Annotated in this window: 19 protein-coding genes; 11 read left to right on the plus strand and 8 right to left on the minus strand. The window is 66.8% G+C overall.

Annotation, left to right across the window (positions count from 1 at the left end; all coding sequences use genetic code 11):
• Positions 1-25 precede the first annotated feature (25 nt).
• A complete protein-coding gene (locus WDJ58_RS21105; protein ID WP_338915285.1) occupies positions 26-835 on the plus strand; it encodes a CPBP family intramembrane glutamic endopeptidase in 810 nt (269 codons plus the stop codon).
• Between the two features lie 109 nt (positions 836-944).
• Here WDJ58_RS21105 and WDJ58_RS21110 read toward each other — a convergent pair whose 3' ends face one another.
• Entirely contained in the window at positions 945-2,135 is a 1,191-nt protein-coding gene (locus tag WDJ58_RS21110) for a GNAT family N-acetyltransferase (RefSeq protein ID WP_338915286.1), read from the minus strand.
• A gap of 214 nt (positions 2,136-2,349) precedes the next feature.
• Entirely contained in the window at positions 2,350-2,994 is a 645-nt protein-coding gene (locus WDJ58_RS21115) for a helix-turn-helix domain-containing protein (protein ID WP_338915287.1), read from the minus strand.
• A gap of 86 nt (positions 2,995-3,080) precedes the next feature.
• Here WDJ58_RS21115 and hutU point away from each other — a divergent pair, with 86 nt between their 5' ends.
• The 6 genes from hutU (at position 3,081) to WDJ58_RS21145 (ending at position 10,144) form a co-directional block, all read left to right on the plus strand.
• Positions 3,081-4,868 (plus strand): urocanate hydratase, encoded by a 1,788-nt coding sequence (gene hutU / locus WDJ58_RS21120; RefSeq protein WP_338915288.1) that lies wholly within the window; start codon positions 3,081-3,083, stop codon positions 4,866-4,868.
• A complete protein-coding gene (hutG, locus tag WDJ58_RS21125) occupies positions 4,865-5,794 on the plus strand; it encodes a formimidoylglutamase (protein ID WP_338915289.1) in 930 nt (309 codons plus the stop codon). The genes hutU and hutG overlap by 4 nt, the downstream gene beginning before the upstream one ends.
• The gene (hutI, locus tag WDJ58_RS21130; protein WP_338915290.1) at positions 5,791-7,023 is read left to right on the plus strand and encodes an imidazolonepropionase; all 1,233 of its coding nucleotides are present in this window, start codon (positions 5,791-5,793) and stop codon (positions 7,021-7,023) included. The genes hutG and hutI overlap by 4 nt, the downstream gene beginning before the upstream one ends.
• On the plus strand, positions 7,020-8,672 hold the full coding sequence (gene hutH, locus WDJ58_RS21135) for a histidine ammonia-lyase (RefSeq protein WP_338915291.1): 1,653 nt from the start codon (positions 7,020-7,022) through the stop codon (positions 8,670-8,672). Before hutI ends, hutH begins: the two co-directional genes overlap by 4 nt.
• Positions 8,673-9,069: 397 nt before the next feature.
• Positions 9,070-9,894 carry a M48 family metallopeptidase gene (locus WDJ58_RS21140; RefSeq protein ID WP_338915292.1) on the plus strand — a complete coding sequence of 275 codons (825 nt, stop codon included), beginning with the start codon at positions 9,070-9,072 and terminating at the stop codon, positions 9,892-9,894.
• A gap of 7 nt (positions 9,895-9,901) precedes the next feature.
• On the plus strand, positions 9,902-10,144 hold the full coding sequence (locus WDJ58_RS21145; protein ID WP_338915293.1) for a hypothetical protein: 243 nt from the start codon (positions 9,902-9,904) through the stop codon (positions 10,142-10,144).
• Between the two features lie 131 nt (positions 10,145-10,275).
• On the opposite strand, the gene WDJ58_RS21150 is transcribed toward WDJ58_RS21145, so the two are convergent.
• Positions 10,276-10,776 carry a hypothetical protein gene (locus WDJ58_RS21150; protein WP_338915294.1) on the minus strand — a complete coding sequence of 167 codons (501 nt, stop codon included), beginning with the start codon at positions 10,774-10,776 and terminating at the stop codon, positions 10,276-10,278.
• Between the two features lie 120 nt (positions 10,777-10,896).
• Between WDJ58_RS21150 and WDJ58_RS21155 the strand changes: the two genes are divergently transcribed.
• The 3 genes from WDJ58_RS21155 to WDJ58_RS21165 all read left to right on the plus strand — a co-directional run bounded on the left by WDJ58_RS21155 (position 10,897) and on the right by WDJ58_RS21165 (position 14,397).
• Entirely contained in the window at positions 10,897-12,261 is a 1,365-nt protein-coding gene (locus WDJ58_RS21155; RefSeq protein ID WP_338915295.1) for a M28 family metallopeptidase, read from the plus strand.
• Positions 12,262-12,616: 355 nt separating this feature from the next.
• Complete coding sequence (locus WDJ58_RS21160) at positions 12,617-13,831, plus strand: MFS transporter (RefSeq protein ID WP_338915296.1); 1,215 nt, start codon at positions 12,617-12,619, stop codon at positions 13,829-13,831.
• A 263-nt stretch (positions 13,832-14,094) separates the two neighbouring features.
• Complete coding sequence (locus WDJ58_RS21165) at positions 14,095-14,397, plus strand: HalOD1 output domain-containing protein (RefSeq protein WP_338917887.1); 303 nt, start codon at positions 14,095-14,097, stop codon at positions 14,395-14,397.
• Positions 14,398-14,427: 30 nt separating this feature from the next.
• On the opposite strand, the gene WDJ58_RS21170 is transcribed toward WDJ58_RS21165, so the two are convergent.
• Positions 14,428-15,231 (minus strand): TrmB family transcriptional regulator, encoded by an 804-nt coding sequence (locus WDJ58_RS21170; RefSeq protein ID WP_338915297.1) that lies wholly within the window; start codon positions 15,229-15,231, stop codon positions 14,428-14,430.
• A gap of 388 nt (positions 15,232-15,619) precedes the next feature.
• On the opposite strand from WDJ58_RS21170, the gene WDJ58_RS21175 reads away from it, so the two are divergent.
• Positions 15,620-16,417: a TrmB family transcriptional regulator gene (locus WDJ58_RS21175; RefSeq protein ID WP_338915298.1), complete on the plus strand. Its 798-nt coding sequence runs from the start codon at positions 15,620-15,622 to the stop codon at positions 16,415-16,417.
• Between the two features lie 219 nt (positions 16,418-16,636).
• Here WDJ58_RS21175 and WDJ58_RS21180 read toward each other — a convergent pair whose 3' ends face one another.
• The 4 genes from WDJ58_RS21180 to WDJ58_RS21195 form a co-directional block, all read right to left on the minus strand.
• Positions 16,637-16,972 carry a DUF7344 domain-containing protein gene (locus tag WDJ58_RS21180; RefSeq protein ID WP_338915299.1) on the minus strand — a complete coding sequence of 112 codons (336 nt, stop codon included), beginning with the start codon at positions 16,970-16,972 and terminating at the stop codon, positions 16,637-16,639.
• A 549-nt stretch (positions 16,973-17,521) separates the two neighbouring features.
• Positions 17,522-17,650: a hypothetical protein gene (locus tag WDJ58_RS21185; RefSeq protein ID WP_338915300.1), complete on the minus strand. Its 129-nt coding sequence runs from the start codon at positions 17,648-17,650 to the stop codon at positions 17,522-17,524.
• Between the two features lie 159 nt (positions 17,651-17,809).
• Positions 17,810-18,079 carry a hypothetical protein gene (locus WDJ58_RS21190; protein ID WP_338915301.1) on the minus strand — a complete coding sequence of 90 codons (270 nt, stop codon included), beginning with the start codon at positions 18,077-18,079 and terminating at the stop codon, positions 17,810-17,812.
• Positions 18,080-18,228: 149 nt separating this feature from the next.
• On the minus strand, positions 18,229-19,023 hold the full coding sequence (locus WDJ58_RS21195; protein ID WP_338915302.1) for an HpcH/HpaI aldolase family protein: 795 nt from the start codon (positions 19,021-19,023) through the stop codon (positions 18,229-18,231).
• Between the last annotated feature and the right edge of the window lie 11 nt (positions 19,024-19,034).

A 19,034-nucleotide genomic window follows, 5' to 3' on the forward strand; every position in this document is an offset into this window, starting at 1 on the left:
TCTCGTCGGCGTGACTGGTTTCGGTATGCCCGCTACCGTACGCGGAGCCTCCTTCGGCCGACGGGTCGGCGCGACGCTCCTCGCCGGGATCCCGGGCGTCCTCGCCCTCGTCGGGTACATCTACCTCACGACCCCGACGGCGGCCGTCCCGGCCGGCCTGTCGTTGCCCCTCTTCGCCGCACTCTCCGGGATCAACCCCCTGCTCCTCCTGAGCGTCGCCTGCCTGCTCGGCGCGTACACCGCCCCGCGAGCGGGCCTTCGGTCGTACCTTCTCGACCGCGTGGCGACGGGCGAGGCAGTCTGGCCGCGACTCCGTGCCGACGTCGGACTCGCCGTGGGCCTCGGCGTTCTCGGTGCGGTCTCGATCGTCGTTCTGGATACCGTGCTGGCACCGTTCGTCGCACAGGACCTCCCCCAGTCGGCCATCGGCGGTGCGAGACCGACGGTAGTGGACGTCCTCGCGTACGCCCCGGTCCGCTTCCTCTACGGGGGTGTCACGGAGGAACTCATGCTCCGGTTCGGGCTCATGTCCGCGCTCGTGTTCGGCGGATGGCACGTCACCGGCCGTCCGGGGGAAGGTCCACGACCCGGCGTCGTGTGGGCCGCGATCCTGATCTCCGCGGTGCTGTTCGGCGTGGGCCACCTCCCGGCGCTCGCCCAGTCCGTCGATCTCACCCCCGCACTGATCGCCCGGACGGTCCTCCTGAACGCCCTCGTGGGCGTCGTCTTCGGGTGGCTCTACTGGCGGCGGAGCCTCGAGGCGGCGATGGTAGCCCACACGACGTTCCACGTCCCGCTCGTGGTGCTCTCGCTCGTTCAGGTCGCCCTCCTCTGAGCGAAGCGCCTCGTCGTTCCGGTTGACGAGGCCCCGCCGCCGAGCGCGGCCCCCGTCGTAGCGGATCCGAGTGCCACTATCCCGCCGCCGTGTTCGAGAACGCCAGCGATCAGAACTCCTCGCGCAGGAACACCTCTCCGGGCGGGAAAGCCGTATTGAGGAGCGTTCGGGTTTCACGGTCGTCCACGGTGAGTTCTCCTGCATCGGCGAGCCCTCCGGCCGTTCGATACCCGACGACCAGTTGTGAGAGCGCGCCGATCCCGAGCGTCGCGTCCGGCGCGTCGGTGGTCACCTCAACCGACGCCGATCCGCCGTCGACGTCGAGACGAAACGCCTCGTCGTTCCAGTCCACGATCGAATCATCGACACCGAGGACCAGGGATCCGGCGGCGTGCTCGGGGTACTCGATCCCCTCGAGCACGGATTCGACGTCCACGAGCCGGATCGACGCCCCCGGGTGGACGGTCGTCTCGACGGCGGCCGGGTCGTCGACCAGATCGACGAGCGGGTCGTCGACGGGACCGCGAAGGCGGATCCGATCGACCTGCGACCGGTGAACGGCGAGGAATCGGAGGAGCTGGAGATAGGCCGTCGGATCGCCGAACGCGATCTCACTCACGTCGAGGAGAGCGTCGTCGGACTCGATCGTGTAGACGAGATACCCCCGAAGCTCCCCGTCCGATTCCCAGCCGTAGACGTGCGGGTCGGCGCCTCGACTTCGGAAGGTACGTTCGCGCCACCACTCCTCGGTCCGCTCGATCGAGAGCGCGTAAGGAGCGCCGTGGTCGGCGAGCACTCCCGCCAGACGCTCGTACTCGTCGGGATAGAGCCGAACGAACTCCCCGCCAGTGTGCTCCGTCGTGACCGAGAGCGCCTCGGGTGGGCACTCCCGGACCGCGTACTGATTAGCGAGTTCCCAGCCGTAGCGGTCGTAGAACGGGTAGTCGAACGCCCAGAGCGCCGAGAGGGGGACCTCCCGATCGCGATACTCGTCGAGGAACGATTCGATCAGCGTACGGACGTACCCCTTCCGTCGATGCTCGGGCGGGGTGGCGACGGAGGCGAGACAGCCGATCGGCCGAGTCGTATCGCGGACGGTCGCCCGGAGGAAGTGGTGTCGGCAGATAGCCACGAGTTCGTCACCGTCGAAGACGCCGCGCTGTTCGCCGACCCGGGCCGGCTCGATCCGGCGGTCGGTGTCGTCGGGGGCGACGTGATCGTCCAGTTGCCGATACGCGTACGACCAGAGCGCCTCGAACTCGTCGAGCCGCTCCTCGGGGATCGGACGGTACTCTACCATACTCCGGAGAACCGCTCATCGCGGCAATAAGGGTAGGGTCCTGGAGGCTCGATCGTCGGGGACCCGTTCGGCGACACGTCGATCGGGGATCTCGTTTCCTGTCGGTACTGCGGGCGATCGTCCTCATATTTCCGATCGCGTGTCTCCACACGTATCGGCTGTGTCGTCCCTGGCGGTTCTCCCGTCTTCCGGTTCCATGCTCCCGTGTCGGCCCTCAGAGGGAGTCCACCAGCGCGTCGGCGAGTTTCTTCTCCGCGCGTCGCAGGTGGTGTTCGGCGGTACGCCGCTCGACGCCGACCGCCGCGGCGATCTCCGCGGTCGTCGTCTCGCGCGGGAGTTCGAAGTAGCCCCGCTCGTGGGCCGTCCGATACACCTCCCGCTGTCGCGGCGAGAGCGTCGGGAGGAGGGCGTCGGTCGACAGCAGGGGCGTGTCGGCCCTCGGCGTGGCGAGTTCCCGTTTCGATTCGACCGTCACGGGGTGATCGCTCGCCACGTCACGATAGAGGGCGGTCAGATCCCCGGCGTCGAGGGCCAGCACGCGGACGACCTTCGAGCCGTTCTCGTATCGCAGGGGCGGAAGCGAGAGGCAGTCGTGGGCCGCGAGGTATCGCTCGATGTACTCCTCGCCGTGCTGTTTCAGGCAGGCGCTCGTGACGATCAGCCGGTCGTCGCCGTCGGAGATGTGCCGACGGATCCCGACCGCCTCGCGGATGTGGTCGAGCACGAGGTCCTCCTCGTCGCCGGCGACGTACAGGAGGTCGCAGTGGTCGTTACACCAGAGTTCGATCCGCGTCGCGCCCGCGGCCGTCGCCCGCTCGTACGGACCCTCCCCGCCGACGTGGAACACTGCCTCGTACATACGGTCGCTCGGAGCCGCGTATATAAAACAATGGCCGCATGGTGAGTCTACGCTCTCCTCTCTGGAGCACCGTGTGATGAGCAGGCATGGAACAGAAGCAGCCCTCTCCCGAGGACCGCATCGGCGAACCGTCGGCGCAGTGGCGCGAGTATCGGGGCGCGCCGACCGGGACCGACATCGAGTGCCGGGGCTGGCGACAGGAGGCCGCCCTCCGGATGCTGAACAACAACCTCGACCCCGAGGTTGGCGAGGACCCGGAGAACCTCGTCGTCTACGGCGGGACCGGCCGGGCCGCGCGGTCGTGGGACGCGTACGACGCCATCATGGCCGAGCTCCGGGAACTGGGTGACACGGAGACGCTGCTCGTCCAGTCGGGCAAGCCCGTGGGACGGTTCGAGACCCACGAGATGGCGCCTCGCGTGCTCATCGCGAACTCCAACCTCGTCGGGAAGTGGGACAACTGGGATCACTTCCACGAACTCGAGGCGAAGGGACTCATCATGTACGGGCAGATGACCGCCGGTTCCTGGGCCTACATCGGCACGCAGGGGATCATCCAGGGGACCTACGAGACGCTCGCTGAAGCCGGCCGACAGCACTTCGACGGCGGTCTGACGGGGACGATCACCGCGACGGCCGGACTCGGGGGGATGGGCGGGGCACAACCGCTCGCGGTGACGATGAACGGCGGGTGCTGCATCGCGGCGGAGGTGGACGAGCGGCGTATCGATCGCCGCATCGAGACGGGCTACTGCCAGGAGAAGACCGACGACCTCGACGAGGCGATCGAGCGGGCCGAAGCCGCCGCTGCGGCCGACGAGGCCTACTCGATCGCGGTTCACACGAACGCCGCCGACATGCTCGAGGGGATGCTCGACCGCGGGTTCGTCCCGGAGATCGTGACCGACCAGACGAGCGCCCACGACGAGCTCGAAGGGTACTACCCGTCGGGCTACACCGTCGAGGAGGCCGACCGCCTGCGCGAGGATGACCCCGACGCCTACGTCGAGGCGAGTCTCGACACGATGGCGCGCCACGTCCGGGCGATCCTCGACCTCCAGGAGGAGGGTGCCGTCGTCTTCGAGTACGGCAACAACATCCGCGGACAGGTCGAGGACCACCGCGACGTGACCGACGCGTTCGACTTCCCGGGGTTCGTGCCCGCGTACATCCGCCCGCTGTTCTGCGAGGGGAAGGGCCCGTTCCGGTGGGCCGCGCTCTCCGGGAATCCCGCGGACATCCATCGCACCGACGAGGCCGTCAAGGAACTGTTCCCGGAGAAGGAGGCGCTCCACCGGTGGATCGACCTCGCACGGGAGCGGGTGCAGTTCCAGGGTCTCCCCTCGCGGGTGTGCTGGCTGGGGTACGAGACGGGCGAGACGCCTCCGGCGTCTCGAGACGGAGGCGGTGAAACCGCCGGCGGCGAGGAGGCGCTCACCGAGCGGGCCCGGTTCGCGCTCCGCATCAATGAGCTGGTGCGCGACGGGGAGATCGAGGCACCGATCGTCGTCACGCGCGACCACCTCGACGCCGGCTCGGTCGCCTCGCCGAATCGGGAGACGGAAGCGATGCGGGACGGCTCGGACGCGGTCGCCGACTGGCCCATCCTCAACGCCCTGCTCAACTGCGCCGCCGGAGCCGACATCGTCAGCGTCCACGACGGGGGCGGAGTCGGCATCGGGAACGCGCTACACGCGAACAACCACGTCGTCCTCGACGGAACCGACCTGGCGGAGGAGAAGGCCCGTCGGGTGTTCACGACCGACCCCGGGATGGGTGTGATCCGCCACGCCGACGCCGGCTACGAGACGGCCATAGAGGCGGCGGACCGATCGGACGTTCCGATTCCGATGCGCGACCGCGAGGGCGAATGACCGGGCTCCAGTCCACGACGTTCGAGTGGACGGGGCCCTCGGACGATCCGAACGACGAGCAGTTCGGGGACGTCGTCGAACCGACGACACTCGATGCGGCCGACGGCTACGACGCCGTCCTCGTCGGCGAGCCGTATGACGGGGCGGTCATCGGTCGCCGCGGTGCGGCGGCGGGACCGGCCGCCATCCGCGAGGCGCTCGCCGGGGTGAAGACCCACCACTTCGATACCGGGCCGGTCTCGAATGTGGGCGATCTCGGGACGGTCGCGCTCCCCGACGGCGACGTACGGACGGTCCAGCGGGCGGTGCGTGCGGTCGCCGCCTCGGTTCACGACGCGGACGCGTTTCCGGTGTTCCTCGGGGGCGACAACTCCCTCACCTGCGCGAACGCCGGCCCGTTGCTGGACGGCTCGCTCGGCGTCGTCAGCATCGACGCACACCTCGACGTCCGGGAGGTACGGGACGACGCGACGAGCGGGACGCCCTATCGCCAGCTGTTCGAGGCGGGCCTCGACGTCTACGGCTGTGTCGGCGCGCGCCACTTCGAGACCTCCACCGCGTACCACGACTACGTCCGCGAGCGGGGTGGCACGGTCGTGACGGCCGAGGCAGTCGGTGACGGTCCGGTCGCAGCGGCCGACCGGGCGCTCAACGCGATGAGCGGTGTGGATCGGATCTACCTCTCGCTCGACTGTGACGCGCTCGACGCGACGGCCGCGCCCGGTGTGAGCGCGCCCACCCCCGGCGGCCTCACGACCCGCGAGTGTTTCCGGGTTCTACGACGCCTCGCCTCGGACGACCGGGTCGTCGGCTTCGAGGTGGTCGAGTGTGCGCCGCCGCTGGATCGTGACGGACGGACCGTCGACGCCGCCGCTCGCGCGGTCGCCCACGTGCTGAGCGCACGCCCGGGGGGTGGTGCCTCGTGATCGACGCCGTCGTCCACGGTGCCGGGGAGGTGATCGCCGGCCCGGGGGAGTCGTACGCCGACGGCGCCGTCGCGGTCGAGGACGGTCGCGTGGTCGCGGTCGGCCCGACCGATGCGGTCACGCGGGAGTACCCACCCGAGAACGCCGTCGAGCAGGTCGACGCCGACGGACGGGCCGTGCTCCCGGGGTTCGTCGACGCCCACACCCACGGCCTCTTCGCCGGTGACCGCTCGGACGAGTTCGGGGCGAAACTCCGCGGGAAGACCTACGGGGAGATCCTCGCCGAGGGAGGTGGCATCCTCCGCACCGTCCGGGCGGTTCGTGAGGCGAGCGACGAACGGCTCCTCGGGGACCTGCTCGGTCACCTCGATACGATGCTCGCCCACGGGACGACGACGGTCGAGGTGAAGTCGGGCTACGGGCTCGACGCCGCGACCGAACTCCGGATGCTCGGGATCGTCGACGCCGCGGACGCGCGACACCCCGTCGACGTGGTGCCGACGTTCATGGGTGCCCACGCGGTCCCCGGGGGTCGGGACGCCGAGGACTACACGACCGAGGTCATCGACGAACAGATCCCCGCCGTCGCGGAGCAGGGGATCGCGGCGTTCTGTGACGTCTTCTGCGAGGAGGGCGTCTTCTCGGTCGAGCAGTCCAGGCGCGTCCTCGAGGCCGGGATCGAACATGGGTTGACGCCGAAGATCCACGCCGAGGAACTGACCCACCTCGGCGGCGCTCGGTTGGGAGCCGAGGTCGGCGCGGCGAGCGCCGATCACCTCCTCCACGCGACCGACGAGGACGCGGCCGCGCTCGCCGCCGCGGGCGTCACGCCGGTCCTCCTCCCGGGCACCGCGTTCTCGCTCGGAGCCGAGTACGCCGACCCCGGCCAGTTCATCGACGCCGGCGCACCGGTCGCCGTCGCCACGGACTTCAACCCGAACTGTCACTCGCAGTCGATGGGCATGGCGCTCGCCCTCGCCTGCGTCGGGATGGGGATGGCTCCCCGGGACGCGGTCGACGCGGCGACGCGGGGCGGCGCGCTCGCGCTCGACCGCGAGGACGGGACCGGGACGCTCACCGTGGGCGCACCGGGAGACCTCGTCGTCCTCGACGCGCCGTCGTACGTTCACGTCCCCTACTCGTTCGGCGTGAACCGGGTCACGACGGTACTGAAAGACGGAGCCGTGGTTCACAACGCGGACGGCCACGTCTCGGCAGGGTCGACATGAGCGGGAGCGAGTTCCTCCCGTCCCCGGACGACGCGGCGGTCGTTCTCGACGGTGTGGGGCTCACGCCCGATGACGTAGTCCGTGTCGCTCGCGAGGACGCGACCGTCGCTCTCAGCGAGGCGGCACGCGACGCCGTCCGGGAGTCCAGAGCCCGCGTCGAGGCGGTCGCGGAGACCGACGAGGCGGTCTACGGGTTGAACACCGGTTTCGGCGAACTCGTCGACACGCGCATCGGCGACGACCGCGTGGACGAACTCCAGACCAACCTCGTCCGCAGCCACGCCGCCGGTACGGGCCGCGAACTCGATCGCGAGGAGGTCCGTGCGCTCGTCTGCAGTCGGATCAACGCGCTCGTGAAGGGGTACTCGGGCGTCCGCGAGGTTGTCGTCGACTCGCTCGTCGCGCTGTTGAACGCCGGGATCACGCCCGTCGTTCCCTCGCGCGGGAGCCTCGGCGCGAGCGGCGACCTCGCGCCGCTGGCGCACGCGATGCTGGTTCTGCTCGGGGAGGGCGAGGCGGACGTCGAGACGGAGGATGGAACCGAACGATTCCCGGGCGAGGAGGCACTCGCCGTCGCCGGCCGCGAGCCGGTCACGCTCCGTGCGAAGGAGGGGCTCGCGCTCATCAACGGGACACAGCTCACCGTCGGACTGGCAGCACTGCTGGTCCACGACGCCGAGCGGTTGCTCCGCGCGGCCGACGCGGCCGGCGCGCTCACGACCGAGGTGACGATGGGTTCGACCGCCGCCTCGGATCCGGCGATCCAGCACGTCCGCCCACACGCGGGGCAGGCGGCGAGCGCCTGGACGATAAAACGGCTCTGTGCCGGGTCGGAGATCGTCGAGTCCCACCGCAACTGCGATCGCGTGCAGGACGCCTACTCGCTGCGCTGTCTGCCACAGGTCCACGGCGCGGTCCGGGACGCCGTCGAGCACCTCCGCGAGGCGGTCACCGTCGAACTCAACAGCGCGACCGACAACCCGCTCGTGTTCCCCGCCGGCGAGGTGGATCGCCGGAGTTCCGGAACCGAGTACGCCGACGTCGTCTCGGGGGGCAACTTCCACGGCGAGCCGCTGGCGCTCCGACTCGACTACGTCACCAGCGCGCTCACCGAACTCGCGTCTATCGCCGAGCGCCGCGTCGACCGGATGCTCAATCCGAACGTCCAGGAGCCGCATCTCCCGCCGTTCCTCACCCCCGAGAGCGGCGTCCGGTCCGGCTACATGATCGCGGGCTACACCGCCGCGTCGCTCGTCACCGAGTGTCGGAGCGCGGGCAAACCCGCGACCGACAACGCGGTCGTCTCGGGCAACCAGGAGGACCACGTCAGCCTCTCGGCCACGTCGGCGTTCGCGGCCCGCCGGACGCTCGGATACGCCCGAACGGTCATCGCCATCGAGCTGCTCTGTGGTGCGCAGGCCGCGGAGTTCGTCGACGACGAGCTCGCGCACGGGGAGGGGACCGACGCGGTCCACGAAACCGTCCGTGCCGTCGTGCCGGCACTCGACGAGGACCGGCCGCCCGCGCCGGACATCCGGGCCGTCGAGCGCGTCGTCTCCGAGGGCGTCCTCGACGACGCGCTCGCTGCGGCGCTCGGCGACGGGTGGCAGGAGCGACGGGACACGGCCGTCGACGACCTTCGGAGGTGACGATCGGGCGACGGGGCCCGCTCTCGTCATCCACTTCGATCGAAGTGGACCTACTGTCGAGTCGGACGCTCTGAGTAAAGTTTGCTACCGGGGCGGACCAGGGTCAAGCCTGTACATCGTCGAACGCGAAGCGGGTACCCCATCGCCCCGAGGGACCGCTTCTGCGGAGCACGCTGCCCGCTCTGTCTCGCTTCGTTCGGCGGTGGCGGCTGTGATCGACGACGGTCGGATTCGTCCGCACTCGTTCGGCGCATCTGGTCGGCGGTATCACGGCCACGTTTCACCGGATTACGGACATCGCTGTTGCTCTGTTCGGCGTCGTAGCCCCTCGGAGCCGGAACAGCCAGAGGCGAAGCCGAACCGCCGCGTCTTAGTGTCGCCACGGCGAACCCGCGATATGCGCCACCTCGGTCTGAAGGCCCGGATGACCGTCGTCGGGTCGCTCCTGTTCGCGTTCTACGCCGTCGCCGCCGTCGTGGCGATGGGCGTCTTCCAGTGGCCGCTCTGGCTCGTGCTGCTGGGCAGCGTCGCGTTCGTCGGCGTCCAGTACAAGGTCGGCAAGTGGGCCGCACTGCGGAGCGTGGGCGCCGACGATCTGCCCGAGGATCGGGCCCCGGAGCTCCACCGCCGCGTCGACTCGCTCGCGAGCGACATGGGCATCGAGAAACCCCGGCTCATGATCGCCAGCATGGGCGTTCCCAACGCCTTCGCCATCGGTCGGAAGGGTGCCGGGACGGTCGTCGTCTCGGAGGAACTGCTCCGGATCCTCGACACGGCCGAACTCGAAGGGGTCCTCGCCCACGAACTCGCCCACATCCGGAACCGCGACGTCGTGATGATGGTGCTGGGCCAGGGCGTCGCCTCGATCGTCGCGATCGCCGCCCAGTGGACAGTCCTGCTGACGGGCGACAACGACATCGCGGACTTCTTCCTCGCGATCGTCGTCGGCCAGATCACCCAGCTGCTGGTGATGCTGTTCGTCTTCGCCATCTCCCGGTACCGCGAGTACGTCGCCGACAGCGACGCCGCCAACGAGATCGGCGGTGGGGAGCCCCTCGCGAGCGCGCTCGAGAAGATCAGTCGGGGGAACGAACGCGCCGGGGAGTCGGCCGTCGACGAGCAGGTGAACGCGCTGTGTATCTTCGGCGAGGGACGCGGCCTCGCCCGGCTGTTCGCGACCCACCCGCCCGTCGAGAAGCGGATCGAACGCCTCCGGGGGTGACGCGTCGATGGCCGACCTCCGAACGTTTCTGGCTGCTGTCCTCGGGATCGGCCTCGGTGCGCTGTTCCTCGCGTACCCCGAGGCGGTGATCCGTGTCCAGACCGCGGGACGGGTCCCGCACGACCGCGGCGGGGAGTACGGCTCGGCGTCCTCGATCCCCGACCGATGGCGACGTCTCGTCCAGCTGCTGGGCGTCGCCGTTCTGGTGGCCGGCGTCTACTTCGGTGCGACGGTGCTTCTCGGCGTGTAGTCCTCTCGATCCCGAACGGGACGTCGGTCGGGACCTCATAGAAAACCCGGCTGGTAACGGCTCCGCGTGATACGTGATGGAGAGGAGACCTGAGAGCGCGACCGACCGACTGCCGCGGCCCGTTCGACCTGTCACTCGGTGGACGAGTCGTTCGCTTCGGCGGCAGCTTCGAGAAGGGTATGCCGCTCGTCGAAGTAGGCCGGTGCATCGTGGTCGTTCTCGAACTGCACGACGCGGTCGAGCGCCGTTCGTCCGTCGTCGCCGGTCTCTTCGAGCTCCTCGGCCAGTTCGATGTAGGCCGCGGCGAGCTCCTGGAAGGCCGTCATCCGCGCCTGTTTCGCCTCGGCGACCACCTGCTTCTTCTCGAGTTCGGATTCCAGATCCTCGAGTTCCGCGAGGTCACTTCGGGCGTCGCTCGCCCCGGCCGTCGTCGGAGACGCGGTGGGTCCGTCGGTGCTGTCCGCCCGTTCCGGCAGGTGGGTTCGCATCTCCGCGATGTCCTCGTCGATCTCGTCCAGCAGCTCGTCGGTCTCCGCGCCGATCCGCTCGACGTGCCCCGAGAGGAGTCCGGCCTGGGTTCGGCAGTACTCGACCAGCTCATCGACCGAGAGCGTCCGGCCGTCATCGTCCATGGTTAGCATCTGTCTTCCCTAGCCCGAAGGCAGTTGCGGCGTGCTGATTCCGAGAGAGACTGGTGGCCGGCGGCGACCCCCGCCCCGCTCTTATAAGTCCCCTCCGACGGAGTGGGTGGTATGTCACACCTGTCGAACACGGTCGTCGGCGACGGATACCGGAGCACGTTCGCGTGGGATCTCCTCGAGGAACTGACCGAGATCGGCAGCCGGATGGCCGGACAGGAGGGCGAGGCCGAGGGTGCCCGCGTCTTCGTCGAGGGGCTCGAGCGTGCCGGACTGCGCGAGGCGGGGATAACGGAGTTCGAGATCCCGGGCTGGTGGCGCGGCTCCTCCTCGCTGGCGGTCGAGGCCGGGAACGGTCGCGGCCGCACCTTCGAGGCCGACTACGAGGTACTCGGACTGCCCGGTTCACCCGGGGAGACCGTCGAGGCCGAGATGATCGACGTCGGCGCGGGTCTACCGACGGACTTCGAGGCCGCCGACCTGGAGGGGAGGATCGCAATGGTGGGCAGTCAGAACCCGCCGGATTTCGGCCGCGCGATCAACCGCATCGAGAAGTACGCCCGTGCCGGCCAGGCCGGTGCGCTCGGGTTCGTCTACGTCAACGAGAACGCCGAGGGGGCGATCCCGCCGACGGGATCGGTCGGCTTCACCCACGACGGTCCGGGCGGGATCCCGGCGGTCGGCGTCAGCAGCGAGATCGCCGCCCGGATACGGCGATATCTCGCCGACGGGTCGGTGACGGCGACGCTGTCCGTCGACTGTCGCGACGGACCGGCGACCTGTCGGAACGCCGAGGCCGTCGTCGGGCCGGACGACGGACCGGAGATCCTCGTGACGGGCCACGTCGACGCCCACGACATCGCCGACGGGGCACGCGACAACGGGGCTGGAAGCGTCCTCGCGGCGGAGGTCGGCCGGCTGCTCGCGCTCCAGGACGACGAAACCGGACTCGATACCCGGGTCCGGGTCGTCGCCTTCGGCGGCGAGGAGACGGGGCTCTACGGTTCGACCCACTGGGCGGAACAGGCCGATCTCTCGAACGTGGTCGGACAGATCAACCTCGACGGGATCGGCTACTCCCGGGACCTCCAAGTGCGCGGGCTCGGGCTGCTCGAGCTCTTCGAGGCGGCCGAAACCACCGCGCTCGGATCGATCCGGACCAGCCGAACCGCCAGCCCGTTTAACGATCACTGGCCGTTCGTGACCCGCGGGATCCCGAGCGTCAGCTGTGCCTCGACCGCCGGTGGCGAGGGGCAGGTCGTCCGGTACGGCAACCTGGAGTGGGGACACACCCACGCAGACACCCTCGATAAGCTCGACCCCCGTGACTTCCGGGATCTGGCGATCCCGCTGGCGGAGGCGACCGCGGCCCTCGCGGCCGATCCGGATCCGGAGCGCATCGACGAACCGACCGTCCGGGAGGTCATCCCCGAGGGGCTGGCGGAGTACCTCCGGTTCGACGGTCGCTGGCCCTTCTGATACGAGAGGAGGATTCGAGTACAGCATCACGAGACGACGCGGGGATACAGTACCGAGGCTTTCAGCGGATCGCCGTGGCAGATCCGGATTCGAAGCGGTACCGTCCGGAGGCGGTTTGTCGGACGGGTGACAGAACGTGGAAGCCGGGGGGACGAGCGCATAGAGAGCAACGTTCGGCGGTGGACACCTCCCGAGGATCAGCCCCCTACGGGCAGCACTCGACCGGCTCCGGAACGAGCTGGGCCGCGTGCTCGGTGTCCTCGTGTTCGGCAGCGTGGCCCGCGGGACGATTGAGAAGGGATTAATACCCCGTCCGGGTGGATCGGGATGGCTACGGATCCCCGAGGATATCGCAATGGCGACGAGCACAGGTCGGGACGGCGACGAGCGGCTCCTGCGCGGCTACTCGGGGCGGATATTCGTCGTCGTCGCGCTCGGGACGCTCGTGGCGAACCTCGGTCGGCAGGCCCTGCCACCGCTGTTGCCGGCGATCATCGAGGGGCTGGCGATCACGCCTGCCGCCGCGGGGTTCGCCATGACGCTCATGCGGATCTGCTTCGCCGTCTGTCAGTACCCGAGCGGTCGCGTCGCCGACACGGTCTCGCGAAAGATAGCTATCGTAGGTGGCCTCGGAGGGATGGTCGCCGGCTTCGTCGTCCTGACCCGGGTCCCGTCGTATCCGGTCTTCCTGCTGAGTACCGCGCTACTCGGCGTCGGCTCGGCGTTCTTCTTCGTCTCCGAGCGCGTCCTGCTCTCGGATCTCTTCGTCGCGAGGCGAGGGCGGGCGTTCGGAGTGAACAGCGCCATCTCCCGTATCGGGAGCATCCTCGCGGCCGGCCTAGCCGTGGTCGCGCTCTCGGTCGGGCGCTGGCAGCTCGCGTTCGTGCCCGTCGTCGGCCTGCTGCTCGTGATCGTCGGCGTCTTTCACGTGACGAGTCGGGAACCCTACGGGACGGAGGCGTTCTCTCGGGTGGGTCGGGCCGGAGGACAGGTCCGCGAGACCGTCGGACGGGTGTTCGGGACCTCGCAGGTCCGCTGGCTGGTGGTGGCCTACACGCTGGTGATCTTCGCGTGGGAGGGGGCGCTCACGTTCCTGCCGACGTTCCTGCAGGTAAGCAAGGGGCTCTCCCCCGAGTTCGCGAGCGGCGGGTTCGCCACGCTGTTCGCGGTCGGGATCGTCGTCCAGCCGCTCTCCGGCACACTGAGCGATCGGTGGGAGCGACGCCTCGTCGCGGGCGTCGCGACCCTCGTGAGCGTCGTCGGCCTCGCCGTGCTGGTCGTCGCCGATTCCCTCGCGTTCATCGTCGGGGGTATCCTCCTGTACGCGGCCGGGATCATGGCGTTCACGCCGGTACTGCAGGCCTACCTGATGGACATCTTTCCGGAGTCGACCAAGGGGGGTGATCTCGGCGCGTTCAAGACGGTCTACGAGGGGCTGTCGAGTCTCGGTCCGACGTACGTCGGCGTGGTGGCCGGACTCGCGGGGTACACGCTGGCGTTCGCCGGGTTCCTCGTCTGCCTGCTCGTCAGTGCGGCGATCCTGTTCGGGCTCCACTACAGGTCGGCCTGAACGGGTTGCGAATTTCCGGTGGAGGACGACAGAGCCGAGGGTAGTGAAGTTGAGACTACAGCGGGTTTAGCGGGGCTGTAATGCGTATTGTCGAAGAATACTAGCTGGCCCTCCGGGCGGAAGTTGCAGATCGTTAGATTTCGTTTCACCTTACCGACCCGAGCGGTGCTAACACACGCATCAAGCCCGTCTATCCGAGATCTGTTTTGATAAATCGGGTGAAAAACTTCAGAGCTTTTGCTCGTCTAGCACGAAACAGAACGGTGGAGTACGAACTCGGCCCGGACGAATCGGTCAGCACGGCCGTCGTACGCGCGGTGAGCGCGGTCGAAGGTCGTGAACCATGCTCTCTCCGATCGCTGGCGGATGTCGTCGATCCGACTGCGTTAGATACGTTGTTCGGCCCGCGGTACGACGGAACACCTCGGACGGGCGGACGCCTCTCGTTCGTGTACGACGGTTGTTACATCACGATCGACAACGGCGAGTATCTCACGCTCCAGTTGCTCGAAGACCGTCCTCGCGACGGACGGGATCAGGAACCGTCTGAAAGGTGCGTCCGCTGATGGATTCGCCGATGGCCACTCCTCGCGAGATCACTGCTTGGGATCACGAGCGGTCAACAACCCCTGGGCCATGAGTCGCCGGGCGATTACGACCAGACCATTCCCGAAGCCTTCGCCGAATATCGCCTGTTCCTCTCTGCTGCCGGGCATGATCGAGCTCACGAGGATCGTCGATCGGTCGACCAGAAGGAGCCGGCCGATAGCCGTCTCGTCTTCGGTAACGTTCTCGCCCTGTAGCCACTCCAGGCCAGAGATGAACGTCGTGGCGTCCGGCACCGCCGTCTGGATCTGGTTCTGAAGCGACTTCGTTAACGCCCCGATGAGAAGGTCGACCCCGTTACCGACGTCGTTGAGGCTGACAACGAGATCCTCGGTCAGCAGCGACTCGTCGCCCACTACCAGCACGATCTCCTCGGATGCGTCCTCGATGAGTTGATCCGTCCGATTTTCGATCGCGTCCCGTCCGGACATCGCCCATATCTCCTGGACAGGGGTCCCGTCGTCCTCCTCGACGATTTCGACCGTGTCCAGCGCATCGTGGAGTCGCTCGACGCGGTCTTCGTACTGATCGCGCAGGGTCGCTGTCGCCTCATCGAGCGGAACCGCCCGGAACTGCTGCGGGCTCGAGTGCTGGATCTCGACCAGCCCCTGTGCCTCCAGCACTCGAATCGCATCGTACACTCGCGTTCGGGGAACCTCCGTCATCTCACTCAACTGCTTTGCCGTTCCCGTGTGGAGACGGGACAAACCGACGAAGCATCGCGCCTCATACGCTTTCAAGCCGAGTTGCTGGAGGACTTCGATCGCTTCCTCCAAACTATCAGTCGTATTCATGTGTCCCAACCTCACGGGGGTTACCCCAGTGACTTCCTGAACGATTCGCTCCCAACACGGATAGGTATTGTCACTCCCGTCATGACGACAAGTGCCGATGAGACGTTATCCGGGGGGTATAATCGTCTGAATCCGCTGCACAGACGAGCCCCGCGGATTTGTTGTAATGGTTTCAGTGACAACAGTCGAATCGAGGATTCACCATACAGAAACACGGAGAATCAAGGATCAAGAGTCACCCGTTTAATCACAAAAAAGATATACCGGGTGGAAACTAATCCTTCTACCGGCACGTAGTCCAGTTCTGTGTCCCAACCACCGTGCTGTTGCGTGTCGGCCCGGCCACCCTCCGTGGCTGGGCTCACAGTGACCCGCATTCGCCAGATCGATGAGCAGTGATCCAGTCGAAGACCCACAGACCGCCGCGATTGAGCAACTCGAACGGTTCGGGTTGAGTGCCTACGCTGCACGGACGTTCGTCGCGCTTGCGAGCCTCGGCACGGGGACGGCCAGAGACGTCAGCCAGGTATCGGCGGTCCCGCGCACTCGAGTGTACGACGCGATCGACGAGCTACACGACCGGGGACTCGTCGATATCCTCCAGTCGTCGCCCAAGCAGTTCCGGGCGATCTCCGCCGAAACCGCGAGTCGAACGTTCGAACACGAGCTCCAGCACCGCACGGGAATCCTCCGGACGGCGTTGGGTGAACTCGAACCCGTCGAACGGCAAGCCGAACAGCGCGGCGTCTGGACGGTCGATGGCCAGCCAGCCGTCACGGAACGGGTCCTGGAGTTCTTCGCCGGCGCGGAGGAGGAAATCGTCTACATGACCGTCGAGGACCTCCTCACCGAGGACCTGGTCGACGGATTGAGTGAGGCCGCGAATCGGGGCGTTTCGATCGAGCTCGCCGGCGTGTCGACGGAGGTCCAGGAACGCATTCAGGACGAGATTCCCGGCGCGATGATGTTCGAGTCGCTGTGGGTCTGGTCGGATACGTCGGCGGGACGGCTCATGATGATCGACGGGGGAAAAACCCTCGTGAGTGCGCTCGTCAACGGTGAGGACGCGAGTCCGTCCGATCCGCGCTCGGAGACCGCCATCTGGGGAGAAGGCGATACGAACAGTCTGGTCGTCGTGTTGAGAGCGATTTTCACCTGGCAACTCGGCGCGAAGGATCCAACGTGACGGAATCCAATAACAGCGGATCAACCCTCCACAGTATGAATCCGTACCACCGGAATCATCGTAGCTGGGTACCCGCATCAACGTATTGCCGATCTCACTCGTGACCACCTCCGATCGAGGGGAAGACCACGACACGAATCAAAGGTAACACCGAACGATTTCGATATTATCGAATCATCGGTCCGGAAGATCCCTCGTCTCCCGTGAGAGAGAATGACGTCAGGGATTCGGCAGCGACGCTTCTTCGGGGATCGAGTCGAGCACCGCTTCGACCTGTTCGTCAGGATAGTACCGGACGGCACCGGTCCTGTAATCGAAGTCGACAACACCGTGGTCTGCTAACTTCGGCAGGTGGGTGTGGTGGAGTTGGATGGCGAGTTTTTCCCGGTCCTCCGGTGGACCGTTCTTGGAATCGGAAGCTCGACTGTGCACTTGATTGACGAGGTCGTCGAACGTCGTGGCCCCGTTAGCCTCGTGGCGCAGGTGGTGGATGATCCGACGTCGGTGCTGGTCGGCGACGAGCTGGAGACACGCGTCGAGACGGTGGGACGCCATAATGTGTTATAGTCTACCGAGGTGCATCAATCGTGACGAATTTCACGCTCGAGATAAATTTTTATTATGCGAGTCACACTCGATGAGTGCATATGTCTGCAGGCCTTGTCGAAACCCTCACACGGTAATAGGTTTCAGTAGCCGTGCTGAATACACAGCGCCTATCGTTCAGATTCCAGTAACCCAAATCGGAACCCATTCCGTACCGGACAAATCCGTGCGGTGTTCACGGGAGATGCCTTCTCCTTGAAAGCCGAGTTTCTCCAAGATCCGCTTGGAGGTATCGTTGTCTCCCACGGTTCGAGCCCGGACTTTGTGGGGCCCGACATCAGTCGAAGACGCGCACGAGACAGAGATCGGGGGGCTTCAGTCGCATAGCCGTTGCCCTGTTCATCTGGGGCAATAAAATACCCGAGTTCGGCAGTGTGACCTTCCAAGTCCACATCGTCGTCAACGGTCAACGTTATCGGATCACCCTCGGGAGTGAACGCGACCTGAACCTCGAACGGCTCCGTCGAGACAATCTCCTCGTCGGCCGAAGCGTCCCCATCAGTCGTCGACACTGGTCGTGTCGCCGCTGTCGGCTCCCCCTCTCACGACGTCGTCGCTCCCGATCAGGTCGATACCTTCCTGTGCTTCGATGCGCTCCATCCACTCGGCGAACTCGTCGGATTCCATGATCTCGTATTCGCTCGAGATCCTCCCCGATGATTAGCTGGCCGGCTGCGAGCGTCTGCCTGACGTACACGACGTACAGGCCGACGAGCCCGAGGGCAATACCGATACGCAGCCCGCGGGATGGAACGAACGCGGCCACCACCGCGAACGTGTATCCGATCACGAAAAACGAGAGGTCACGTCGGCTTCGAAAATTGGGCCGGCGTCTCGACGGCTGCCGAAATAGAACACGCTCGCGCCGACCAGCGTCATCGCGATCGTCGCAAGCACAAACGGTGCGCCGAGGATAGCCCCGACGCCGATCGCGTCGGCAGCAGCCTGGTCCCCTCGACCGAGGAGGACCGAAACGATGGCGAGAACCGGGATCATCGTCTCGGGTAACGCCGTCCCGACCGCGGCCAGGATGCTTCCGGTTGCGCTCTCGCTCACGCCGAGGTGGTACCCGAACCACTCTCGACCGAATTCGTGAAGATCTCCGCACCACCGAGGAGCAATGCGAACGCGCCGAGGAGCAGTCCCAGGTTCAGCAGCGGAATCGAGAATATCTCGACCGTATGAAACATAGCGGTGTGTTCAGTTCAGGGGTCGTTCTGTTCGTAGGCATCGAACCAGCCAGTGACGGTCTGCTGGAGCGCCCCGGTCGTACTCCCGAGGTTCAGCATCCCGTAGCCGTTCGCCGCTTTTTCGTTGACGTCATCCATTCCGAACCCGAGCCCTGCGACGGGGACACCCGCATCGACAGCCTTCGATCGGACCGTCTCGACGGCGTCCTGCACCGTCGGATGATCGATTTCACCGGGATGGCCGAGCGACACCGAGAGGTCGAGCGGGCCGATGAAGACGAATCCCAGTTCCGGGACGGCGAGGACGTCGTCCAGGTTCTCGATGGACGCCTCGGTCTCGATGGTCACACCGACGAGGGTCTCCCTGTCTTCCGTGGCGACGTACTCGTCAGCAAGACCCCAGCGAGACGCCCGTGGCGAGGCCAGTCCTCGATCACCGGGACCGTCGTCGTAACGGAACCGTGCGGATCGAACCGCGTCTCGGACTTCGTCGGCGGTTTCGACGCGGGGGAGGAACACGTTTCGCACACCGAGGTCCAGCGCCTTCCGGACGAGCGTCGGATCCGTATCGGGAAGCCGGAGAAGTAGTTCCACGTCCGTCCGTTCGGCTGCGCGGAGCAGGTCTTCCACCTGACCCGCGTCCCACGGGTCCGGTCCACCGTGTTCGAGATCGATCCAGACGAAATCCAGGTCGAGCTCACCGTATAACTCCACGAGTGTCGGACTGTACGTATTGTCGAGTATTCCAAGCGCGATATCTCCGTCATGCAAGGTCGCGGCGAGGTCGTTGGCGGGCTGTGAAGCCTCCATAAGCAGGTGGA

This window comes from Salinirubellus litoreus, assembly GCF_037335815.1.
Classification (GTDB): Archaea; Halobacteriota; Halobacteria; order Halobacteriales; family Haloarculaceae; genus Salinirubellus; species Salinirubellus litoreus.